Source organism: Plantactinospora sp. B5E13 (assembly GCF_039871775.1).
Taxonomy (GTDB): Bacteria; Actinomycetota; Actinomycetes; order Mycobacteriales; family Micromonosporaceae; genus Plantactinospora.
In genome coordinates this window covers 72,266-93,596 of sequence record NZ_JBDPLT010000003.1, presented here as the reverse complement: position 1 = coordinate 93,596, position 21,331 = coordinate 72,266, and the positions used below count along the sequence as shown (strand labels likewise).

The 21,331-nt window shown below is 73.0% G+C and carries 23 protein-coding genes and 1 pseudogene; 10 read left to right on the top strand and 14 right to left on the bottom strand.

Translation table 11 applies throughout. The annotated features are described in order from the left end of the window. Nucleotides 1-35 precede the first annotated feature (35 nt). Nucleotides 36-659, bottom strand: a complete 624-nt coding sequence (locus ABGB05_RS04125) for an O-methyltransferase (protein WP_347651782.1) — start codon at nucleotides 657-659, stop codon at nucleotides 36-38. A 455-nt stretch (nucleotides 660-1,114) separates the two neighbouring features. Between ABGB05_RS04125 and ABGB05_RS04120 the strand changes: the two genes are divergently transcribed. Next, nucleotides 1,115-2,350: a trypsin-like peptidase domain-containing protein gene (locus tag ABGB05_RS04120; RefSeq protein WP_347651781.1), complete on the top strand. Its 1,236-nt coding sequence runs from the start codon at nucleotides 1,115-1,117 to the stop codon at nucleotides 2,348-2,350. 163 nt (nucleotides 2,351-2,513) lie between these two features. Next, a complete protein-coding gene (locus ABGB05_RS04115) occupies nucleotides 2,514-2,951 on the top strand; it encodes a preprotein translocase subunit TatB (protein WP_347651780.1) in 438 nt (145 codons plus the stop codon). Between the two features lie 107 nt (nucleotides 2,952-3,058). Here the strand turns inward: ABGB05_RS04115 and ABGB05_RS04110 are convergent, their stop codons facing one another. The 3 genes from ABGB05_RS04110 to ABGB05_RS04100 form a co-directional block, all read right to left on the bottom strand. Beyond that, nucleotides 3,059-4,261: an Mrp/NBP35 family ATP-binding protein gene (locus ABGB05_RS04110; protein ID WP_347651779.1), complete on the bottom strand. Its 1,203-nt coding sequence runs from the start codon at nucleotides 4,259-4,261 to the stop codon at nucleotides 3,059-3,061. 278 nt (nucleotides 4,262-4,539) lie between these two features. Then, nucleotides 4,540-5,070 carry a hypothetical protein gene (locus ABGB05_RS04105; RefSeq protein WP_347651778.1) on the bottom strand — a complete coding sequence of 177 codons (531 nt, stop codon included), beginning with the start codon at nucleotides 5,068-5,070 and terminating at the stop codon, nucleotides 4,540-4,542. Nucleotides 5,071-5,136: 66 nt separating this feature from the next. Beyond that, a complete protein-coding gene (locus ABGB05_RS04100) occupies nucleotides 5,137-5,874 on the bottom strand; it encodes an HAD family hydrolase (protein ID WP_347651777.1) in 738 nt (245 codons plus the stop codon). Between the two features lie 102 nt (nucleotides 5,875-5,976). On the opposite strand from ABGB05_RS04100, the pseudogene ABGB05_RS04095 reads away from it, so the two are divergent. The 3 genes and pseudogenes from ABGB05_RS04095 to ABGB05_RS04085 all read left to right on the top strand — a co-directional run. Next, nucleotides 5,977-6,891: pseudogene (locus ABGB05_RS04095) on the top strand (DMT family transporter); the annotation flags it as partial. A 213-nt stretch (nucleotides 6,892-7,104) separates the two neighbouring features. After that, complete coding sequence (locus tag ABGB05_RS04090) at nucleotides 7,105-7,587, top strand: sigma-70 family RNA polymerase sigma factor (RefSeq protein ID WP_347651776.1); 483 nt, start codon at nucleotides 7,105-7,107, stop codon at nucleotides 7,585-7,587. After that, complete coding sequence (locus ABGB05_RS04085) at nucleotides 7,577-9,016, top strand: hypothetical protein (protein WP_347651775.1); 1,440 nt, start codon at nucleotides 7,577-7,579, stop codon at nucleotides 9,014-9,016. The genes ABGB05_RS04090 and ABGB05_RS04085 overlap by 11 nt, the downstream gene beginning before the upstream one ends. 65 nt (nucleotides 9,017-9,081) lie before the next feature. On the opposite strand, the gene ABGB05_RS04080 is transcribed toward ABGB05_RS04085, so the two are convergent. Then, nucleotides 9,082-9,474: a DUF4190 domain-containing protein gene (locus tag ABGB05_RS04080; protein WP_347651774.1), complete on the bottom strand. Its 393-nt coding sequence runs from the start codon at nucleotides 9,472-9,474 to the stop codon at nucleotides 9,082-9,084. A gap of 23 nt (nucleotides 9,475-9,497) precedes the next feature. Beyond that, the gene (locus tag ABGB05_RS04075) at nucleotides 9,498-10,079 is read right to left on the bottom strand and encodes a DUF4190 domain-containing protein (RefSeq protein ID WP_347651773.1); all 582 of its coding nucleotides are present in this window, start codon (nucleotides 10,077-10,079) and stop codon (nucleotides 9,498-9,500) included. 122 nt (nucleotides 10,080-10,201) lie between these two features. Here ABGB05_RS04075 and ABGB05_RS04070 point away from each other — a divergent pair, with 122 nt between their 5' ends. Beyond that, on the top strand, nucleotides 10,202-11,122 hold the full coding sequence (locus ABGB05_RS04070; protein WP_347651772.1) for an SDR family NAD(P)-dependent oxidoreductase: 921 nt from the start codon (nucleotides 10,202-10,204) through the stop codon (nucleotides 11,120-11,122). A 54-nt stretch (nucleotides 11,123-11,176) separates the two neighbouring features. On the opposite strand, the gene ABGB05_RS04065 is transcribed toward ABGB05_RS04070, so the two are convergent. The 3 genes from ABGB05_RS04065 to ABGB05_RS04055 form a co-directional block, all read right to left on the bottom strand. After that, nucleotides 11,177-11,821, bottom strand: a complete 645-nt coding sequence (locus ABGB05_RS04065; RefSeq protein ID WP_347651771.1) for a DUF4190 domain-containing protein — start codon at nucleotides 11,819-11,821, stop codon at nucleotides 11,177-11,179. 205 nt (nucleotides 11,822-12,026) lie between these two features. Further along, complete coding sequence (locus ABGB05_RS04060) at nucleotides 12,027-12,434, bottom strand: CoA-binding protein (RefSeq protein WP_347651770.1); 408 nt, start codon at nucleotides 12,432-12,434, stop codon at nucleotides 12,027-12,029. 18 nt (nucleotides 12,435-12,452) lie between these two features. Then, a complete protein-coding gene (locus tag ABGB05_RS04055; protein ID WP_347651769.1) occupies nucleotides 12,453-13,085 on the bottom strand; it encodes an NAD(P)H-binding protein in 633 nt (210 codons plus the stop codon). A gap of 99 nt (nucleotides 13,086-13,184) precedes the next feature. On the opposite strand from ABGB05_RS04055, the gene ABGB05_RS04050 reads away from it, so the two are divergent. Continuing rightward, nucleotides 13,185-13,580, top strand: a complete 396-nt coding sequence (locus ABGB05_RS04050; RefSeq protein ID WP_347651768.1) for a helix-turn-helix domain-containing protein — start codon at nucleotides 13,185-13,187, stop codon at nucleotides 13,578-13,580. 53 nt (nucleotides 13,581-13,633) lie between these two features. Here the strand turns inward: ABGB05_RS04050 and ABGB05_RS04045 are convergent, their stop codons facing one another. After that, complete coding sequence (locus ABGB05_RS04045) at nucleotides 13,634-15,178, bottom strand: Rv2578c family radical SAM protein (RefSeq protein WP_347651767.1); 1,545 nt, start codon at nucleotides 15,176-15,178, stop codon at nucleotides 13,634-13,636. 77 nt (nucleotides 15,179-15,255) lie between these two features. Further along, complete coding sequence (locus ABGB05_RS04040; RefSeq protein ID WP_347651766.1) at nucleotides 15,256-16,278, bottom strand: LacI family DNA-binding transcriptional regulator; 1,023 nt, start codon at nucleotides 16,276-16,278, stop codon at nucleotides 15,256-15,258. Nucleotides 16,279-16,708: 430 nt separating this feature from the next. Between ABGB05_RS04040 and ABGB05_RS04035 the strand changes: the two genes are divergently transcribed. From ABGB05_RS04035 to ABGB05_RS04025, 3 genes are read left to right on the top strand one after another with little or no spacing between them, the layout of a single operon-like run. Next, nucleotides 16,709-17,881: a Gfo/Idh/MocA family oxidoreductase gene (locus ABGB05_RS04035; protein WP_347651765.1), complete on the top strand. Its 1,173-nt coding sequence runs from the start codon at nucleotides 16,709-16,711 to the stop codon at nucleotides 17,879-17,881. Beyond that, nucleotides 17,878-18,690: a sugar phosphate isomerase/epimerase family protein gene (locus ABGB05_RS04030; RefSeq protein WP_347651764.1), complete on the top strand. Its 813-nt coding sequence runs from the start codon at nucleotides 17,878-17,880 to the stop codon at nucleotides 18,688-18,690. The genes ABGB05_RS04035 and ABGB05_RS04030 overlap by 4 nt, the downstream gene beginning before the upstream one ends. 32 nt (nucleotides 18,691-18,722) lie before the next feature. Further along, nucleotides 18,723-19,130, top strand: a complete 408-nt coding sequence (locus tag ABGB05_RS04025; RefSeq protein ID WP_347651763.1) for a DUF393 domain-containing protein — start codon at nucleotides 18,723-18,725, stop codon at nucleotides 19,128-19,130. Here the strand turns inward: ABGB05_RS04025 and ABGB05_RS04020 are convergent. The 3 genes from ABGB05_RS04020 to trxA form a co-directional block, all read right to left on the bottom strand. Further along, the gene (locus ABGB05_RS04020) at nucleotides 19,106-20,101 is read right to left on the bottom strand and encodes an MFS transporter permease (protein WP_347651762.1); all 996 of its coding nucleotides are present in this window, start codon (nucleotides 20,099-20,101) and stop codon (nucleotides 19,106-19,108) included. The two genes, ABGB05_RS04025 and ABGB05_RS04020, sit on opposite strands and share 25 nt — an antisense overlap. Then, nucleotides 20,098-20,535 (bottom strand): hypothetical protein, encoded by a 438-nt coding sequence (locus ABGB05_RS04015; protein WP_347651761.1) that lies wholly within the window; start codon nucleotides 20,533-20,535, stop codon nucleotides 20,098-20,100. Before ABGB05_RS04015 ends, ABGB05_RS04020 begins: the two co-directional genes overlap by 4 nt. A gap of 194 nt (nucleotides 20,536-20,729) precedes the next feature. Further along, entirely contained in the window at nucleotides 20,730-21,098 is a 369-nt protein-coding gene (trxA, locus tag ABGB05_RS04010; protein ID WP_347651760.1) for a thioredoxin, read from the bottom strand. Nucleotides 21,099-21,331 lie beyond the last annotated feature (233 nt).

The following is a 21,331-nucleotide window of genomic DNA, read 5'->3' as shown; positions in this document are numbered from 1 at the left end:
CCCGGCCGGGGCGGTTCGCCGCCCCGACCCGTGGCTCAGCGTTTCACCGCGACCAGCAGGCCCTCCCCGGTGGGCAGCAGCGCCGGCGTCCACTCCTCCGACTCGCGGACCGCCTTGACCACCTCCCGTACGGTGACCGTCTCCACGTCCCGGGCTGCCGGGTCGCCGATCCGGCCGGCGGCGAGTGCGCCGTGCAGCACGAGCAGACCGCCGGGCCGCAGCAGGCGCAGCGCGGCGTCGACACAGGCGCTGTACTCGGCCACCTCCGAGTCCACGAAGATCAGGTCGTACGCGCCGTCGGCGAGCCGGGGCAGCACGTCCAGGGCCCGCCCGGTGATGATCCGGGTACGCCCCGACGGGAAGCCCGCCTCCTGGAAGATCCGGCGGGCGATCCGCTGGTGCTCGGTCTCCACGTCGATCGTGGTCAGGATGCCGTCGGCGCGCATGCCGCGCAGCAGCCAGAGTCCGCTGACCCCGGTGCCGGTACCGATCTCCACCACCGCCCGGGCGTTGCCGGCGGCGGCCAGCAGCCGCAGCGTGGCGCCGACCCCGGGGGTGACCGCGTCGAGCCCGACCTCGGTGGCCAGGCTGCGCGCGGTGCGCAGGACAAGATCCTCGGCGACGTACGCCTCGGCGAACTGGAGTGCTTGAGTGGTCATCGTGCCGACTGACCGGGCGACCGTGGCGATGGGGCACCTCCGGGCGGAAGTGGGCTGGGGTGTCGGTGTCGCGGCGGGGCGGGGCGGGGCGGGGATCAGGGGCACGGCGACGACCGGGGGCGGGGTGGTCGTGGGTATGAGCCTAAGAGGTGGTGGTCCGTGATCGGCAGGGGCGTGCCGTCGGGGTGCCGGGGGTGTGCTGTGGGGGCGGGGTGTCCCGTCCGGCTGGCACGGGCGGAAGAACCGATGACCGGTATTCAGCCATCCGTGCGATCCTGGATGCGGAACCCGGACGCTGCGGCCGGTTGCGGTCGCCCGCGCTCCGTGGTGTCCGGGCCGGGACGGACTGGGAGGCATCGAACGTGACGGACGGCTGGAACTGGCGCCAGCCCGAGAGGACCGCGACGCCGGGGTACCCCCCACCGTCGTCGAGCCCGACAGTCGGCGCGTGGGCGGTGCCCACCGGGGAGCCGGACCCGGCGTCCTCGCCGTGGTGGTCGGACGCGTTGCACGACCCGTGGCGTAATCCGGGAACGCCGACGGCCGTGGTGGTCCAGGCGTCGGCGGCGTCGACGGGCGGCGCGCCCCCCGAACCGGTCACCGACCCGGACGCCGCGCCGCGTCGCGGGCTTGGTTCGGTCTTCCTGGTGTCCCTGGTCACCGCGTTGCTGGCCGGTGCACTCGGCGGCTCGCTCGGCTACGCGTTCGCGGTGCGCGGCGGTGCGGGCGGGGTGACCGCCCTGGGGTCCACCGGCGCCGAGCCGCCGGCCACCGCGCAACGGCCGGCCGACTCGGTGGCCGGCGTGGCCGAGCGGGTGCTGCCGAGCGTGGTCACGGTACGGGTGAGCGGCAGCGGCGGGGTCGGCCTCGGCTCCGGCTTCGTGGTGACCCAGGACGGCTACGTGGTCACCAACGACCACGTGGTCGGCGTCGGGGTCGATTCCGCGACCGTCGTCTTCAACGACGGCTCCACCGCCCCGGCGGAGGTGGTCGGCAAGGACCCCGAGTCGGACATCGCGGTGATCAAGGTGTCCCGGACCGGGCTGACCCCGGTCGAGTTCGGCGACTCCGACGCGGTCGCGGTCGGCGACCCGGTGCTCGCCTTCGGTACGCCACTGTCCCTGGCCAACACGGTCACCGCCGGCATCGTCAGTGCCCTGGACCGGACGTTCCGCAACGGCGAACCCGGAGGCCAGGTGCGCTACTACGCGGCGATCCAGACCGACGCGGCGGTGAACCGGGGTAACTCCGGCGGACCGCTGGTCGACGGGGCCGGGCGGGTGATCGGGGTCAACTCGGTGATCCAGACCCCGGCCGCCGACGAGGAGACCGCCGGCAACGTCGGGCTGGCCTTCGCCATCCCGATCAACCAGGCCAAGCGGCTGGCCCAGGAGATCATCGACACCGGCCGGGCCCGGCGTACGGTGATCGGCGCACAGGTCGGCGGCACCCGGACCGGCGGTACCGGCGGCGTACGGCTCAGCTCCGTCGACCCCGGCGGTCCGGCGGCCGAGGCCGGACTCCGGACCGGTGACGTGGTGCTCAAGATCGACGGCAAGCCGTTGGAGGAGCCGAGCGACCTGATCGCGCTGGTCCGCAAGTACGCCCCCGGTTCGGTGGTCAGTGTCGAGTACCGGCGCGGCTCCGAGCGTCAGTCGGCCTCCGTGACCCTCGCCGCGGACGCCAAGTAGCGGCAGCACGGTGGGACCGGTCACGGGGGCATCGCACGTGGTGCTGCCTGCTGTTCACCGGCTCCCCCTCCCGCTGGTGGCGTCGCCGTGCGTACTCTTGCCCTGGTCCGGGTGAGGAGGCGTCGGTGCGTACTCCCGCCCTGAGCCGTGTGAGGAGGCAGCCGTGTTCGAAAACCTGAACTGGTGGGAGATCGGTGCGCTGCTGCTGGTCGCCCTGTTGATCTTCGGCGATCGGCTGCCGAACGTGATCAGCGACGGACTCCGGATGCTGCGCAACCTGCGGAACATGGCCCAGAACGCCACCGGCGACCTGAGCCGGGAACTGGGTACCGACATCCAGCTCGAGGACCTGCACCCGAAGGCCTTCATCCGCAAGCACCTGCTCAGCGAGGAAGACGAGCAGGCGATCCGCAAGCCGCTGCAGGGCGCCTACGAGAAGCTCCGCTCCGACCTCACCGACGTACACCGGGAACTCGACGACGTCGCCTCGGCCGCGGACATCCGGGCGACCGGTGGCGGCGGCACGACCTCGACCTCCGGCGGCGCCGAGGTGGCCTCCGCGCCGCAGCAGCGGCGCAGCTTCGACATCGACGCCACCTGACCGGCCGGGGACCGACGGGGGCGGTCACCGGGGCGGTCGACGACGGTCGGGGACCGCCGGGGCGACGGTGGGTGGGCCGAGGCCTGGACCCCGGCCGCCCTACGGGATCAGCGGCCGGCGGGCCGGAGACTGAGCGGCTTGCCGACCAGCGACTCACGCCGGACCGCGAGGCGGTCGGCGATCGCGGACAGCGCCCGGGCCGCCGGCGACTCCGGCTCGGCCAGGACGACCGGCGTACCGGCGTCACCCGCCTCCCGGACCCGGGTGTCCAGCGGCACCTGCCCGAGCAGCGGCACCTGGGCGCCGATGACCCGGGTGAGCGACTCGGCGACGGTCGTACCACCGCCGGCGCCGAAGACCTCCATCCGGCTGCCGTCCGGCAACTCCAGCCAGGACATGTTCTCCACCACGCCGACCAGGCGCTGGTGGGTCTGCAGGGCGATGGCGCCGGCCCGCTCGGCCACCTCGGCCGCCGCGGTCTGCGGGGTGGTCACCACCAGGATCTCCGCGTTCGGCAGCAACTGGGCCACGGAGATGGCCACGTCGCCGGTGCCCGGCGGCAGGTCGAGCAGGAGTACGTCCAGGTCGCCCCAGTAGACGTCGGCGAGGAACTGCTGCAGCGCCCGGTGCAGCATCGGGCCCCGCCAGACCACCGCCGCGTTCCCGTCGGTGAACATGCCGATCGAGATCACCTTCACCCCGTGCGACTGGGGCGGCATGATCATGTCTTCGACCCGGGTCGGCCGACCGTCGGCACCGAGCATCCGGGGTACGGAGTGGCCGTAGATGTCGGCGTCCACGACGCCCACCGACAGACCCTTCGCGGCGAGCGCCGCGGCCAGGTTGACGGTGACGCTGGACTTGCCGACGCCGCCCTTGCCGCTGGCGATGGCGTAGACCCGGGTCCGGGTCCCCGGCTGGGCGAACGGGATCACCGGCTCCTGGGTGGCCGTACCACCCCGGAGCCGGGCCTGCAGGGCCTGCCGCTGCTCCGGGCTCATCACCCCGAAGTCGATCTCGACCCCGGTCACGCCGGGCACGGCGCCGACCGCCGAGGTGATGTCGGTACGCAGCTTGTCCCGCAACGGACAGCCGGCCACGGTCAGCAGCAACTCGACCCGTACGACACCGTCGGTGCCGACCGTGGCGGAGCGCACCATGCCGAGATCGGTGATCGGGCGACGGATCTCCGGGTCGTCGACGGTGGCCAGCGCGGCCTGCACCGCCTCCTCGACGGCGCTCGTGGGCCGGCCGTCCTGGCCGGGTACGGAGGCGGCAGCCTGGGGACCGGGTACGGCGGGAGCAGACATGCCGCCATGCTACGTCGTCGCGCCGCCCGGCCGACCGGGGCTGACGACGACGGTGACCGAAGAGATACGCCTCGTTCCGCCCGGTCCGGCGGCGGAACGTACGGCATGTCGGCGACGTTCGTGGTGGACGGCCCGGTCGTCGGCAGGCGGTCCGGCGGCCGGACGGTGGACGCCGTGGCCGGACGGTGCGACGATCGTCCCCGCCCGCCGCGCGCCCAGCCCCTTGGGGCGCGCGGCATCCGTCCGTTCCCGCCGGCGCCGGTCGCGCCTGCCGGGTCTCAGCGGCGGCGTACCCGGTGCAGCCGGAACGGTCGGGCGGCCCGCCGGACGGCGGGGGTCTCCCGGGGCGGCGCGGCGAGGGAACTGTCCGGCAGGGTCCGGCCGGCCGCCGACGGCGGCCCGGCCGGGGCCAGCCGGTTGATCGCGCACCCGGACGCCGCCCAGCGCTGCGCCAACTCGGCCGGGCTGCCGGAGGCGTTGAGCCGCTTGGCGGCCAACTGGGGCGCCACCGTCGCCCACCGCTCGCCCTCCGGCGCCAGCCGGGTCACCTCGGCGGGCCAGGTGACGATCCGTCCGCCGTGATCACCGCGAACCGTCACCTCGGCGGTACCGGAGGCGGCGAGGCCCGGGGCGTTCTGTTCGCCGGGACCGGTGACGACGTACAGGGCGTCGTCGAGCGGCAGGCACCAGAGCGCCAGCTGCGGACCGCCGTCCACCGCCACCCAGGCCACGGCGGCCTTCCTGATCGCCTCCGCCACCAGCGGCGAGCCGGCGGCGGGGTCGGCACCACTGTCAGTCACATCCCGCATCCTGCCGTACCCGGGCGCGGGACGGTACCGGCCGGCAGTCCCGGCCGGCCGCGGACCGGCGGCCGCTCAGGTGGGTGCGAGCAGTGCCGGGCCGGGCGCGAGTTCGTCCAGCAGCTCCGGCAGTTCGGCCAACGACCCGATCGCGGGACCGCGCCAGCCGCGGTCGTCGTCGAAGACGAGATGGTCGTCAAGATCAGCTGCGGCCAGCCGGATCGCCGTCATCCCGGCGCCGGTGGCGCCGGTCAGTTCCCGGCTGCCGCCGTCGCCGACGTAGAGGCAGTCCGTCGGGGCGACCCTGAGGCGCCGGCAGGCGGCCAGGTAGATCGCCGGATCGGGCTTGCAGGTGCCGACCACCACCGAGTAGGCCCGTACGTCGAGCAGCGGCGCGACCGGCAGCTCCGGCAGGAAGGCGGGCAGCTCGTGGGTACAGTCGGTGACCAGGGCGGTCAGCAGCCCTCGACGACGTACCGCCTCGAGGACCGGCACCGCCTCGGGGCGGAGCCGGGTGTCCGCCCGTACCGCCGAGATCCGGGCCGCGACCGCGGCGCCGAGGTCCGCCCGGTCCGGTCGTCCGCCGGCCTCCCGGCAGACCCAGCGTAGGGTTGCCGCGGCGTCGCCGAGCGCACCGCTGGCACGCGGGTAGAAGGACGCGTCGAGGACGTCGGCCAGGACGTCCGGCGGGCAGCCGAGCAGCGCGGCGACCTCGGCGTGCTGGTCGCCACGTCGGATCGCGCAGGTGAGGGTGCCGAAGAAGTCGAAGAGCACGGCGCGGTACGCGGGTCGGCTGGACCGGTGTTCGGGCATGGGGGAGCAGGCCTCCGGACCGGGGTCGACGAGTCGAGACCGGTCGATGCTAACGGTTTGTTGATCAGATGATGGCCCCCCGTGACATGTGAGGATCTTCTCGTGCCCCCTGGCGCTCCACCATCCCGAAATCCGGTCGACCCGCTCAGCGTCGGGGCGGTCACGGTCGCGGTGGTCGCGGTGTCCTCGTCCGCGCCCCTGATCGCGTTCGCCGCCGCGCCCGCGCTGGCGATCGCCTTCTGGCGCAACCTCCTGTCCGTCGGCGTACTCGGGCCGTTCGCGCTGGTCCGCCGCCGGCACGAGCTCCGGACCCTGGCCCGGGGCGCGGGACGGCGCGAGGCCGGGTTCTCCGTACTCGCCGGCCTCGCCCTCGCCGTACATTTCGGCACCTGGATGCCGAGCACCCAGCTGACCTCGGTGGCCGCCGCCACCGCCCTGGTGGCCACCCATCCGGTCTGGCAGGGACTGATCGCCCTGGGCCAGGGCCGACGGCTGCCGCTGGGCGGCTGGGTCGGCATCGGGGTGGCGGTGCTCGGCGCGGTCTGGGCGGTCGGCGCGGACCTGAGCGTCGGCTCGGCCGAGGCGGTCCTCGGCGACGTGCTCGCCATCTGTGGGGGCGTGGCGGCGGCGGTCTACACCGCGTTCGGTGAACGGGCCCGGAGAACCACCAGCACGGTCACGTACACCACCATCTGCTACGGCACCTGCTCGCTGGCGCTGCTGGTGGTCTGCCTGGCCGGCGGCGTACGACTGACCGGCTTCGACACCCCGACCTGGCTCGCCGTGCTGGGCCTGGTGGCCGGCGCCCAGTTGCTCGGCCACTCGATGTTCAACTACGCGCTACGCCGGATCTCGGCGACCACGATCAGCGTGCTCATCCTCCTGGAGACGCCCGGAGCCGCGTTGATCGCCTGGCTCTGGTTGGACCAGGTGCCCCGGACCGAGGCGCTTCCCGGCCTGGTGCTGCTGCTGGCCGGGGTCGCCGTGGTCCTGCACGCCGAGGCTCGCGCCGCCCGACGTGCGGTGGCCCGCCGATCCGACTCCGACGCCGGCCCGCCGGCGGATCCGGTCCCGGCGGCCGTTGTCCCGGCCGACGCCGACGCCGACGCCGGCCGGTCCGCCGCCGACCCGGCCGACCCTGTCCCGACCAACGCTGTCCCGGCCGTCGCGGCGGCGACGTCGGAGAAGGTGCAACGAAACGTCTGAGCGGTGCGCCCTCACCATGTGTTGGTGCAGACCTCGGCGCCGGTGGAGCCGACCTTCGACGCGGTGTACGCCGCGCACTACGTCCCGCTGGTCCGGCTCGCCTACGTGACGATCGGCAGCCGGACCGCCGCCGAAGACCTGGTGCAGGATGTCTTCATCGAATGGCTGCGCCGTCGGGACGACGTCCGGCAACCCGTGGCGTACCTGCGCCGGGCCGTCGTGTCGCGGTGCCACTCGTGGCTGCGGCGTCGGATCCTGGAACGCCGGCACGACGACAGCAGACGCTGGGCGGCGTCGGCGCTGCCACCGCCGGACGGCACCACCACGGCCGTACGGGCGGCGCTCGCCCGGCTCAGACCCCGGCAGCGTTCCGTGGTCTTTCTGCGGTACTACCTCGACCTGCCGATCGACGAGATCGCCGCGGCGCTGGACTGCCGACCGGGCACCGTGAAGTCGCTGCTGCACCGATCCCTCGCCGTCCTCCAGGAGCAGCTCAATGACGACTGACCTCGAACGTCGGATCGGCGAGGGACTGCGCGGTGTGGCCGACGGGCTCACCGTCGTACCGCCGACCGTCGACGAACTGCGGGCCCGCGCGAACCGGGGAGCCCCGGCCAGCCGGCGCCTCCGGGGCGGCTGGTGGCCGGGCCGGTCGCTGTCCGGTCGGTGGGCCGGGCCGGTGCTTGCCGCTCTCGCCGTGAGCACCGTCCTCGGGCTGGCCACCGTGGCCCCCGGCACCGGTCTGCGCCTGCCCGGTCCGGGCGGGGCGAACCCTGGTGTGGCCACCGGGGACGCTCCGGCCCTGCCGTCCCGGTTCGCCGGGATGTCGCTGCTCACCGCGCCGGTGTCGACGTCCCCACCCGGACCGGCGGTGGCCCTCTACCGGCAGGGCTCGCTCGGCACCCGGCTCGGCACCAGCCAGACGTTGGTGCTCGGGGTCGACGGCCGGACGTACCGCCGGCTCGACCTGGCGGAGGAGCGCGGCGTCACCGGTCCCGACGGCGAGTGGCACGCCGCGGAGTCCCTGCTCGGTCCCGACGGTGGTCAGGTCGCGGTCGCCGACCCGGCGCGGCTCACCGACCACCTCGACCTGGTCGACCTTCGGACCGGCCAGGTCCGGGAGTTCCCGCTCGTCCCGCCCGCTGCCGCGTTCCCGCTCAGCTGGACCCCGGACGGCACCCGCCTGGTGGTCGAGCTTCGCGACCGTCCGTGGGCGGAGGAGTCGGCGACCGACGGTCGACTGGTGGTCCTCGACGTCGGCACCGGGCAGGTGACTCCGCTGCCCGGGGTCGCCAAGGCGGACATGTTCGACACGGTCGTGGTCTCGCCCGACGGTGCCCTGCTCGCGGTACCGGTCGAGGCCGGTCGGATCGACATCCTCGACCTGGCAGGTGTCCGGCTGCGGACCCTGACCGTGCCGGAGGGCTACCACCTCGACAGCAACGCCGCCTGGTCGCCGGACGGTCGCTGGCTGATGGTGCGGAGGCTCGACGTGGCCCAGGACGCACTGGCCCTGGTGGACGCGACCGGCGCGACGACCGGGATACCCGTGCCGCTACCGGGGTTTCAGACCGGCGGGGCGCACCGGACCACGCTGCTCGGCTGGACGGGGCCGGACGCGGTACTGCTCGGGGTGGAGGGGCGGAAGGACTACGAGATCGTCCGGCGGTCGTTGGACGGCACGACCCGGGTGCTCAGCCGTGCCGGGCAGGGGATCGGGCAGGTGGCGCGGGTCGACGACCTGCGGCTCGCCGGCGGGCTGGTGACGGACCTGCGGACCGGTGATCCCGGCGACCCTGACCGGGGGCCGTGGCCGCGGTGGTGGCGGGTCCTGGTCGCCGCCGGCGCCGGGCTCGTCGCCTGGTCGCTGTTCCGCTGGGTACGTCGCCGGCGGACCACCGTGCCCGGGACGGTCCGACCCGACACCGGGGGGTGATCCGGACGGGCTGGCCAGGGCCGCCGACGGTGCCCTGGCCAGCCTCCGGGGTGGACCGTTCCGGATCAGCTCGCGTTGGCGCCCCAGATCGCGAATCCGAGGACACCGAAGTAGAGGATGAGGAACAGGATGCCCAGGATCCCCAGTCCGACGCCGATCCAGCCGATGACCAGACCGGCGGTGGCCAGGCCCTCGCCGTCCTCGCCCTTCGTTCGGATCTCCTCACGGGCCCGCTTGGCCAGGTAGACGCCGACACCGCCGAGCAGCGAACAGCTGAACAGGGCCACGATGCTGGTGACCAGGGCGGCGATCGCCATACCGTTGGTCGACCTGGCGACCGGGTACGGCGGCGGGTAGCCGTGGGCCGGGTTCACCGCACCGTACGGTGCGGAGGTCGGGTCTCCGTACGCCCCGGGGGTGGCGCCGCTGGTCGGGTCGACGGGGTTGGGCGAAGTCACGCGTGCTCCTGTTGACGAGGGGGTCAGTAGGTGTAGGTGGAATCCTGGTTGGCCAGTACCACGCCGAGGACGATGAGGCCGATGGTGGCGAGGATCGCGATACCGCCGGCGATCCAACCGACGATGATGCCGGCCAGCGCGAGACCGTCGCCGGCCTCGCCCCGTTCCCGGATCTGCTTGCGGGAGACGTGGCCGAGGATGGCGCCGACGATGCCGAGATAGCCGCCCAGGCCGTAGGCGCAGAGCCCGAGCATGCCGACGATGCCGACCACCAGCGCGGCGATCGCCAACCCGTTGGTGGCGGGCGCCGCCGCGACGGGGTAGCCGGCGATCGGATAGCCCGGAGCGGGATAACCGGGAACGGGGTAGCCGGGGACGGGGTAGCCGGCAGCCGGGTGGTGGGCGGCGCCGGGCGGCGCCATGATGGCGGTCGCCGGGTCACCGCTCACCGGGTCGCCGCTCACCGGAGAGCCCGCTGGCGGGGCCGACTCGGCCGGGTACTCCGGCTGGTAGGTGGGGGTCGGTGTCGGGTCCGGATAGCCGGCCGGGGATGGCGCCTGCCAGGAGGCATCACTGGAGTAGTTGCTCGGCTGAGGGTCGCTCATCTGGGGTGCTCACTCCGTCCACGTGAGGTGCGTCGCCAGGGTAGTCGTCGCACGCCAACCCGGTGGTCCCGGTCTGCGGTGCGGCATTGCCCGAATCGTCCGGACGGGGCAGGATCGCGGGCATGGTATTCGAAGCGCGCGCTGGTGACCGGGCGGGCAACCGCCCACGCCGAGGCGCCACGCGTCCCGCGTTGGCCCGTCGCACCCGTACCGGTTCGCAGAGCACCGTCTCGGAGGACATCGACTCCGGGCCAGGACTGCCGGCGAGTGAGGACGAGCCGGTGACGATGCGTCTGGACGGCCGGGTCGCGCTGGTGACCGGGGCCGGCAGCCCGGACGGGATCGGGTACGCGACCGCCCGGCGACTCCGCGGTCTGGGCGCCCGGGTGGCAATCGTCTCGACGACCCGGCGTATCCACGATCGCGCCGCCGAACTGGGCGCCATCGGGTTTGTCGCCGACCTGACCGACGAGGCCGAGGTGGGCGCGTTGGCGGATGCCGTCGTGGAGCAGCTCGGCGAGGTGGAGGTGCTGGTCAACAACGCCGGACTGGCCAGCCGGGCCAGTCCGGAGGTGCTCCGGCCGGTGGTCCAGCTCAGCTACGACGAGTGGCACCGGGAGATCGAGCGGAACCTGACCACCGCGTTCCTGTGCAGCCGGGCGTTCATCAGCGGGATGGCCGAGCGGGGCTGGGGCCGGATCGTCAACCTGGCCGCCACCGCCGGTCCGGTCAACGCCCTACCGACCGAGGCGGCGTACGCGGCGGCGAAGGCCGGGGTCGTCGGGCTGACCCGGGCACTCGCGTTGGAGATGATCGCCGACGGGGTGACGGTCAACGCGGTGGCTCCCGGCAAGATCTACACCGCGGCGTCCACGATGGCCGAGCTGAAGCAGGGGCTCGGTACCCCGGTCGGCCGTCCGGGTACGCCGGACGAGGTGGCCGCGGCCATCGCGTTCCTCTGTTCGCCGGCCGCGTCGTACATCACCGGGCAGATGCTGGTGGTGGATGGGGGCAACAGCGTGCGCGAGGCCGAGTTCCGCTGAACCGTCGCCTGGAGGGTGGAGCGGCGCGGGCAACCGCCCGGCGCCGCTCCACCCCTAGTAGGTGCCGCCGTTGCCGTCTGATCCGGCCCAGATCCCGAGGGCGAGCCATCCGCAGCAGAGGATCACGTACACCCCGGTGAAGACGTAGCTGAGGATCAGACCCCAGAGCGCCAGTTGGGCGCCCTGCTCGCCGGTGCGGGCGATCTGGCGTCGGGCCAGGTGCCCGAGCACGATGCCGGCGGGGGCGAAGACGAACGCGAAGACCAGCGACAGAATCGCGAGTACGTTGACGCCCCGTGGCTCGCCGTACTGCCCCGGTTGGCCGTAGCCGCCGGGCTCACCGTAGCCCCCGGATTGACCGTACTGGCCGGGTTGGCCGTAGCCACCCTGGCCGCCTTGACCGTAGCCACCCTGGCCGTAGCCGCCGGGCTGGCCGTACTGGCCGGGTTGGCCGTAGCCACCCTGGCCGCCGTACTGACCATGGCCGCCGTACTGGCCATGGCCGCCGTACTGGCCATGGCCGCCGGGCTGGCCGTAGCCGCCCTGTTGGCCGTACCCGCCGGGTGGGCCCGGCTGGTGGTGGGTTCCGGGGGCGTGGTCCTGCGGGCCGGGCTGCCCACCCGGCGGGCCGGAGGGCTGCCCCGGCGGTCGCGGAGACTCCTCGGGGTCCTGAGGTTCGCCGGCGCCTGGGTGACTCATGGGTCTGCCCTCCTCGCCCAGAAACGCTACCGGCAAATGACCCTTTTCTCCGGCATTGCAGTGATTGTCGGTCTCGTGTCGGTGACCACGGGACCGCTCCGGACCTCGGGCAGTGCCGAGTCGGGCGCGGCGCGTACGCCGCCAGGACTGGTCGGAGAAAAGGCGGGCGGCGGCAGGACGGTCCGGCCAGGCGTGGAGAGGGCGGTCAGCCGCGTCGGGAGAGGCCGCCCACGGCGCGTTCCACCGCCAGGCAGCGGTCCTCGACGTAGTCGACGCCGGCCTCCTCGGCGATCCGGCGGGCCTCGGCCGAGACGATGCCGAGCTGCAACCAGACCGCCGGAGCGCCGATCGCGACCGCGTCCCGGACCACCTGGACCGCGTCCTCGGCGGGGCGGAACACGTCGACCAGGTCGACCGGGTGCGGGATCTCGGCCAGCGAGCGGTAGACCCTCTCCCCGAAGAGCTCGTCCGCCCGCGGATTCACCGGGATGATCTGCCAGCCGTGCCGCTGCATCTGCAGCGGCACGCTGTGCGCCGGCTTCGAGGGGTCGCGGGAGGCGCCGACAACGGCGATCACCTGGGCGTCGGCCAGGATCTGTTGAGCGTCACGCACCCCGCGACTGTAGCTCCGTCAGGCCGTCTCGACACCCACGTGCGTACGGTGCCGGGTCGGGGTCTCGATCTCGTCCAGCAGGGCGATCGCGAAGTCGGCGTACGAGACCCGGCTGCTCGCCTCCGCCGGTGCCGTACGGTACCGCCCGGTCCGGCTACCACCGTGGTCGAAGTCGCCGGCCGGACTCAGCACCAGCCAGTCGGGATCGTCGGCGGCGCGCAGCACGTCCATCCCGGCGGCGTGCCCGAGCGAGAAGAAGCGGTACTCCTGCGGGTACCCGGGGGTGTCCATCAACGGCGTCCCGTCGACGGTCGGCAGCACCGAGGCCAGCCCCACCACCAGCAGCCGGGGCACCCCGGCCCGGGCCAGCCCGGTCAACAGGGCGCGGGCGGCGGTGGTGAAGAAGACGTCGGGCGCGACGGCGGGATCGTAGACGCTGCTGATCACGGCATCGTGTCCGGCGGCGATCCGTGCGACGTCGTCGGCGCTCGTGACGTCCCCCGTGACGATCCGTACGTTCCCGGTCGTCAGGTCCGGGTGCCGGGCCGGATCCCGTACGACGGCGGTGACCTGGTGTCCCCGCCGGAGTGCCTCGCCGACGGCGGCCCGGCCACCACGACCACCCGCTCCGAAAACCACGATCCTGCCCATTTCGGTTCCTCCCGTCACCGGTCGGACCCGGTTGCCCGACCGGCTGCCGACGGTATCCACGCCGGTGGTTACCGTCCGGATACCGACTACCGTGGCACCATGTCGTCGCAGCCGCTCAGCCCGGACATGTTCGACCCGGTCTGTCCGTCCGCCCTGGTGCCGCTCCGGACCGGGGACAAGTGGGCCGGGATGGTCCTCCGGTGTCTCGAAGGTGGTCCGCGTCGCTTCTCCGAACTGCGGGTTCCGTTGCGGGGGATCACCGCGAAAGTGCTCACCGGGTCACTGCGGGGGCTCGAACGCGACGGCCTGGTCCACCGCACCGTCCGGCCGGGGCCGGTTCGGCACACCGAGTACGCGCTCACCCCGTTGGGCCTGAGCCTGCTCCGTGGACCGATGGCGGCGCTCTGCGGTTGGATGGAGGAGCACTGGGAGGAACTGCTCGACGCCCGGGAGGCGTACTCCGCCCCGACCGGCGGTGCGGTCAGCACCGGCTGAGCCGCCGGGCCGGAGCCGACCGAGCCGCCGGGTCAGCATCGACCGGCCCCCGGTCAGAGCAGGCTGAGCTGCTCGGCGACGGGTGCCGGGGCGGGCCTCGGCGGCACCTGGCGGGCCTCACCCGGCTCGGGGCGGTGCAGGCCGTGGCGGCGGGCCGCGATCCGGACCCGGGCGACGATCTCCCGTTGGTACGCCTGCGGCAGGTAGGAGCCGTTGCCGAACAGCTCCCGGTAGCGCGGCACCAGGTGCGGGTACTCCCGGGCCAGCCAGGCGGCGTACCACTGTCGGGCTCCGGGGCGCAGGTGCAGGGGCAGGGGCGTCACGGTCGCCGCCCCGGCCTCGGCGATCGCGGCCACGGTCGACTCGATCGAGTCGTCGGTGTCGGTCAGCCCGGGCAGGATCGGGGCCATCAGTACGCCGACCGCGAAGCCGGCGTCGGCCAGCTGCCGTACGACGTCCAGCCGGCGTCGCGGGCCGGGGGTGCCCGGCTCCACGGCCCGCCAGATCGGTTCGTCGACAAAGCCGACGGAGATGGAGAGCCCGACCCGGGTCACCTCCGCCGCCTGCCGCAGCAGTGGCAGGTCCCGCAGGATCAGGGTGCCCTTGGTGAGGATCGAGAACGGGTTGGCGAAGTCCCGCAGCGCGGTGAGGATCTCCGGCATCAGCCGGTAGCGGCCCTCGGCCCGCTGGTAGCAGTCCACGTTGGTGCCCATCGCGATGTGCCCGCCCTGCCACTTCGGGGCGGCCAGTTCGCGGCGGACCAGCTCACCGGCGTTGACCTTGACCACCACCCGGCTGTCAAAGTCACGGCCGGGGTCGAGGTCGAGGTAGGTGTGGGTGTTGCGGGCGAAGCAGTTGTGGCTGACCACGCCGTTGGCGATGAAGTCGCCGGTGCCGGTGGTGATGTCGTAGAGGGTCAGTTCGCGCCCGAGCGGCTCGATGCGGCGGATCCGCAGCGCGCCGCGGTTGCTGAGCACGGTGCCGTCGAGGTCGCCGACTCCGGCCGGCCCGGACCGGCCGGTGCCGACCAGGCTGTCGGTGATCGCCAGGTAGGGCCGGGGTGGCTCGCCGGGCGCCGCCGCGGTGACGTGTTTCCAGCCGCGTGGGGTGAGGAACCGGTGGTCGCCGCTCGCGGTCAGTTCGGTGCCGTCGGCCAGGCCGACCAGGTACGCCGGTTTCACCGTCGACCAGTGCGCCAGCACCTGGGTGCGGACGTACCGCCGGTGGTTGCCCTGGGCGACGGTGCCGTAGATCTCGTCGCCGACCCGCAGTTCGGCCAGGGGGCGGGTGGTGCCGTCGGCGAGCAGGATCTGGGTGTCGCCGGCCAGGCAGTAGACACAGGCGTGGCTGCAGCCCCGGTACGGGTTGACGGTCCACTCGAACGGCACCCGGGAGGTGCCGGGCACCCGGTTGATGATCGACTTTGCGCGTATCTCGTAGAAGGTCATGCCCGCGAAGCCGGGGGTGTCAAAGGTGCGGGCGACGGCGCCGGGCAGCGCCAGTGGCAGGGCTGACGGCACCGCCCCCGCCACCGGCGCCGCCCCCGGCGGGGCCACCGCGTCATCGTGGGGAGCCGATGACAGGTTTTCCCAGCGCATGGCCAGTATTCGAACACATGTACGACGAGCTGCGCAACCGGGAACCACCGGATCACCCACCCGGGTGGCGGTACGGCTCAGCCGGGTGGCGCGGCGCTGCTCTCCCGCCGCACCAGCGTGGCGCTGACGTGTTCGATCTGCGGGGTGTTCAACGGCTCCGGCGGTTGCAGGGCCAGGGTCATCGCCCGGGCGCCCATGTCGGCCAGCGGCAGCCGGACGGTGGTGAGCGCGGGGGTGACGTCCTGGGCGATCGGCATGTCGTCGAAGCCGATGACGCTGATCCGTCCCGGCACCTCGATCCCCCGTTGCCGCAGTACGGCCAGGACGCCGATCGCCATCGAGTCGTTGAGTGCCGCGATCGCGGTGATCTCCGGCTCGGCGTCGAGCAGTGCGGCGGTGGCGGCGGCCCCGCCGGCCCGGTCGAAGTCGCCGTAGACGATCTGCCGGGCGGCGAGCTTGCGGCCGTGTTCCCGGGCGGCCCGGCGCAGCCCGGCGAGCCGGTCCGTGGTGGTGGTCAGGTGACGTGGACCGGCGACGACGCCGATCCGGGTGTGCCCGAGGCCGAACAGTTCGGTGCCGACCAGGTGTCCGCCCGCCTCGTTGGCCGGGATGACGGCGTGGCCGCTGTGCTCGTGCCGGCCGATCACCGCGACGTGCCCGCCGGTGGCCTGGTAGACCCGTAGTTTCGCGTCCAGGGTGCGGGTGAACTCCTCGTCGTGGTAGCCCGATCCGGCGAGGATGATCGCGGCGGCCTGGTTGGCCCGAAGCAGTTCGACGTACTCGAGTTCCCGGTCCGGGTCGCGGTAGGTGTTGCAGATGATGACCAGGCGCCCGTGTTCGGTGGCGACCCGCTGCAGCCCTCGGGTGATCTCCGAGAAGTACGGGTCGGAGACGTCGTGCACGATGACGCCGACCGCGCTGCGGTGGTTGCGGGCGAGTTGCTGGGCGTGTGCGTTCGGCACGTACTGCAGTTCCTCGACGGCGGCCAGTACCCGCTCGCGCAACGCCTCGGTGACCGGCTTGGGGCTGCCGTTGATGATCCGGGAGGCGGTGGCGGGGGACACGCCGGCTCGCCGTGCGACATCCGCCAGAGTGGCCATGGCCTCCAGTCCCTTTCCGACGTCTCCGGTGACCGGGTCCCGGGTGAGAGTGACCGACTTGCGGGTGGGAGTGACCGGGTCGCAGGTGAGGATAGCGCGGCTCCGTGCATGTCCTTCAGCGCCGACGCGGTGACCGCAGGTGGGCCGTCGCGGTGTCGGCCGCTGGGCCGTCGTGGTGACTCCGGGAGACGAGCCGGGGGCTGCGCGCGGCGCGACGCGGTGCCGGCGGGTGGAGACGGTACGACCGATGATCGCCGCCCCTTGCCGGAACCGGAGGACGCTCGGTAGCGTACGCAGGAAAGCGCTTGCCGGCCCTTGCTCGGGCGCCGGAACTCCGCGCTACGACCACCGCGCCCGTCGACTCCCGGGACCCACCCGTCCCACCCGGCCCGACGAGCGACGCGGATCAGCCAGCCTGAGGAGGCGCCCCATGGCCCGTACCACGATCGGCATCGTGCTCAATGGCGTGACCGGCCGGATGGGCTACCGGCAGCACCTGGTCCGGTCCCTGCTCGCCCTCCGCGAACAGGGCGGCCTGCCGTTGCCCGACGGCACCCGGCTCTGGCCCGAACCGGTGTTGGTCGGCCGGAGCGAGACGAAGCTGCGGGAGATCGCCGACCGGCACGGGTTGACCGAGTGGACCACCGACCTGACCGCGGCGTTGGCCCGCCCGGACGTGCAGATCTACTTCGACGCCCAGGTGACCGCCCAGCGGGAGAAGGCCCTCAAGCTGGCGATCGAGGCCGGCAAGCACATCTACACCGAGAAGCCGACCGCCGAGGACCTGGCCGGCGCGGTCGAGCTGGCCCGGCTCGCCGACGCCGCCGGCATCAAGCACGGCGTGGTCCAGGACAAGCTCTTCCTGCCCGGCCTGCGCAAGCTCGACCGGCTGGTCAAGGGCGGCTTCTTCGGCCGGATCCTCTCGGTGCGCGGCGAGTTCGGCTACTGGGTCTTCGAGGGTGACTGGCAGGAGGCCCAGCGGCCGTCCTGGAACTACCGGGCCGCCGACGGCGGTGGCATCACCGTCGACATGTTCCCGCACTGGCACTACGTGCTGGAGCAGATCTTCGGCCGGGTCACCTCGGTCAGCGCACACGTCACCACCCACATCCCGCAGCGCTGGGACGAGACCGGCGAACGTTACGACGCCACCGCCGACGACGCCGCGTACGGCATCTTCGAGATCGAGCGGCCCGGCCAGGACGGCCGGATCGTCGCCCAGATCAACTCGTCCTGGTCGGTGCGGGTCTACCGGGACGAGCTGGTCGAGTTCCAGGTGGACGGTACCGAGGGCAGCGCCGTCGCCGGACTGCGCAACTGCCGGATCCAGCACCGGGCCACCACCCCCAAGCCGGTCTGGAACCCGGACCTGCCGGCCACCGAGGACTTCCGGTCACAGTGGCAGGTGGTGCCGGACAACGCCGAGTTCGACAACGGCTTCAAGGCCCAGTGGGAGCTGTTCCTGCGGCACGTGGTCCTCGACGAGCCGTACACCTGGGACCTCTGGGCCGGGGCCCGCGGCGTGCAGCTCGCCGAACTCGGTCTGGCCTCGGCCCGCGAGGGCCGGCGGATCGAGATCCCGGAGCTGGGGGCGTCGGCGTGACCGCGCCGGGGCGCTTCTCCTTCAACCAGGCGACCGCGAAGTACTGGCCGATCCCCGACCTGGTCGCCGGCTGCGTCGCGGCCGGGGTCGGCCAGCTCGGCCTCTGGCGGGAGGAGACCAACGCGTACGGTCTGGACAAGACCGCGGCGCTGGTCCGCGACGCCGGGCTCGCGGTCACCTCACTGTGCCGGGGCGGTTTCTTCAACACCCCCGACTGGTACGACGAGAACCGTCGCGCCATCGACGAGGCCGCGACCCTCGGGGCACCGGTGCTGGTCCTGGTCTCCGGCGGCCTGCCGGACGGAAGCCGGGACCTGGACGCGGCCCGGGCGCACGTCGGTGAGGCGGTCGGGGCGTTGGTGCCGCACGCCCGGGCCGCCGGGGTGAAACTGGCGATCGAACCGCTGCACCCGATGTTCTGCTCGGACCGGTGTGTGGTGGCGAGCCTGGGCCAGGCCCTGGACCTGGCCGCGCCGTACCCGGCCGACGCGGTCGGGGTGGTGGTGGACACCTACCACCTGTGGTGGGACGACCAGGTCTGGGCGCAGATCGCCCGGGCCGGCCGGGAGGACCGGATCGCCTGCTTCCAGGTCGCCGACTGGATCACCCCGCTGCCGGAGGGCGTACTGCTGGGGCGCGGGCTGCCGGGGGAGGGCTGCGTGGAACTGCGCCGGTTCCGGGACGCGGTCGAGGCGGCCGGCTACACCGGGCCGATCGAGGTGGAGGTCTTCCACGCCGGACTCTGGGCCCGGCCGGGCGCGGAGATCCTGGACCGCACCCTCGCCGGTTACCTGGCCCACGTGGATTAGTCGGCGGACCCGGCGCGGGGGAGGATGGTCCCATGGACCGAGCCACCTTCGTGTACGACGGCGACTGCGCCTTCTGCAGCAAGTGCGCGGACTTCATCGACCGGCGGATCCCGACCGGGGTCCGGGTGCTGCCCTGGCAGTTCGCCGACCTCGACGATCTCGGGCTGACCGTGGCGCAGTGCGACGAGGCGGTCTGGTGGGTCGGCACCGACGGCGTACGCGCGGCCGGGCCGGACGCGATCGCGAAGCTGCTCGGGACGAGCCGGCCGGCCTGGCGGGCGCTGGGCGCCGCGCTGCGGCTGGCCCCGGTTCGGGCGGTGGCCTGGCCGACGTACCGCTGGGTGGCCCGCAACCGGCACCGGCTCCCCGGCGGTACGGCCGCCTGTGCGCTGCCCCAGGCGGCCCGGGAACGGCTCTACGGCACCGCCGGCGAGGGCTGAACCGGCGGAGCGTCCGGAGCCTCCGGCGGCGGGGTGGGCGCTGATCCGCCTGCCACGCCGGCCAGCTCCGGCCCCGGCCGCGGCGTCGCGGGTCGGTCCGATCCGACGGCGCCGCCCGACCGGCGGGCCCGCCACCGGACGAGTCGGTCGACCGGGCGGAGTCGCTCCAGTTCGAGGAAGCTGGTCATCGCCACCAGGTGCGGCGCGAACGAGATTGTGATCGTGGCGAAGGTGACCAGGTGGAACGAGTAGAAGAACGCCACCACCGCCCGGCGCCAACGGGCGGAGACGACGAAGATCAGTGGACTGAGCAGCTCGAACGCGATGATGCCGAACTGTGCGGCGATCAGCAGGTAGGGCACCTGGGCGATCAGGTCGGCCAGTTCGGTGCCCCGCCGGATGATCGCCCTGGCCAGCACGGAGCTGGTCAGCCACTCGATCCCGCCGAACCGGAACTTCGCCCAGGCGGCCAGGAAGTACGTGCAGACCACGGCGATCTGGGTGACCCGCAGCGCCCAGCCGCCGGCCTCGGTGCGTACCCCGTCCCCGTGCCGGGCCCGACCGGCGGTGGGCAGTACGGCGAGGGCGACCAGGAAGGCGAACCGGTCGTGGTCGACCTTCCCGTAGCTCATCGCGATGATCATCCACTCGAAATAGAGCAGGAAGACCGGCCAGCCCAGGGCCCGGGGCGCGCGCCCGGTCGCGGCGGCGAGGGAGAGCACCAGCAGCACCCAGAAGATGACCTCGACCAGCACCGGATTCGGGGTGGGCAGCGGGAGCAGCCGACCGACCAGGAGCGGCTGGTACAGCTCGCCGGAAATGCTGGTCTTGTGCCGGACCCACGGGGTGAAGATCACCAGGTCGGCGGCGACGAAGAGGTAGACGAGGGTGCGGAACGCGGCGATCCGACCCCGGGGGACCGGCTCGGTCAGCCAGCGGGAGATCGCGGCGGGCAACGTCCGGAACGTCATGACGCCCGCCAGCTGACCGTCGTCTCGTCCACGAACGTTCCGGTCGGCCGGCCGTCGCGGACGCCGTACCAGCGGACCACGATGCGGACCTCGACCAGCTCGGGTGATCCGGGGTGCCGGTCCGCGTACGCGTCGGCGACCTGCCGCAACAGGGCGGGGTCGGCGGCGTAGCGGCTCTGCTGGCCCTCGATCTCGGCCCGGCGGATCCCGGTGTTGCCCTGGTTCAACGGGATCACCGCCCCGGTCCGGTCGACCGCCTCGACCCGGGTGTCCGGGGCGGGGTCGTTCGGCGGGTTGGATCCGGCGTACATCCGGAACGGGCCGAACGGGAAGTGGTCGTCCTGGCCCCAGAGGGTGCCCGCCAGCAGGACGGCACCGACCACCGCGGTGATACCGACCCGCAGGGTACGGCCCCGCCTCGTCAACGCGTCCATCGCCACGAGACCCTACGCGTTCCGGTCGCACCCGGACGTCCCGGATCGGCCACGGTGTCCTAGCCGGTGACGGTGTTGCTCCGGGAGGCTGGCCGCTCGGGGAAGCCGGTGCGGGTGCGGAGACGACGCCGGCCGGATCCCTGGGTCGGGATCCGGCCGGCGTGCGCAGTTGCCGTGGCGGGTGGGCCGCCAGGTCAGTGGGTGTGTTCGTGGTCCGCCAGCTGCTTGCGGACGTCGTTCATGTCGAGCGCCTGGACCTGCTCGATCAGGGACTCCAACGCCGACTCCGGCAGGGCGCCGGGCTGGGCGAATACGACAACCCCGTCCCGTACCGCCATGATCGTGGGGATGGACTGGATCCCGTACCGGACGGCCAACTCCTGCTGCGCCTCGGTGTCGACCTTGCCGAAGACGACGTCCCCGTGTTTCTCCGAGGAGCGCTCGTAGATCGGGGCGAACCGCTTACACGGACCGCACCAGTCGGCCCAGAAGTCGACCAACACGATGCCCGGCTGCTCGGTCACCTCGTCGAAGTTGGCTGTGGTCAGCTCAACGGTCGCCATTGATCACTCCGATCACCGCAATTGAACTTGCTCCTGGGGGAACTCGTTCCATCCTCCGTGAATTCCCCGGCACCCGGTGTTGAAACGGTCATCGTGGGGCGCGTCACGTCTGGGCGGGTATCGACGGGGGTCCCTCGGGGGTGGTGCGGGGAGTGAAATCTTGTCGACACAGTCTAGTCACTCCGAGTCATGGGAGCGTTTCCAGTTGTTTCGCTGGCCAGGCCGGGTGTGAT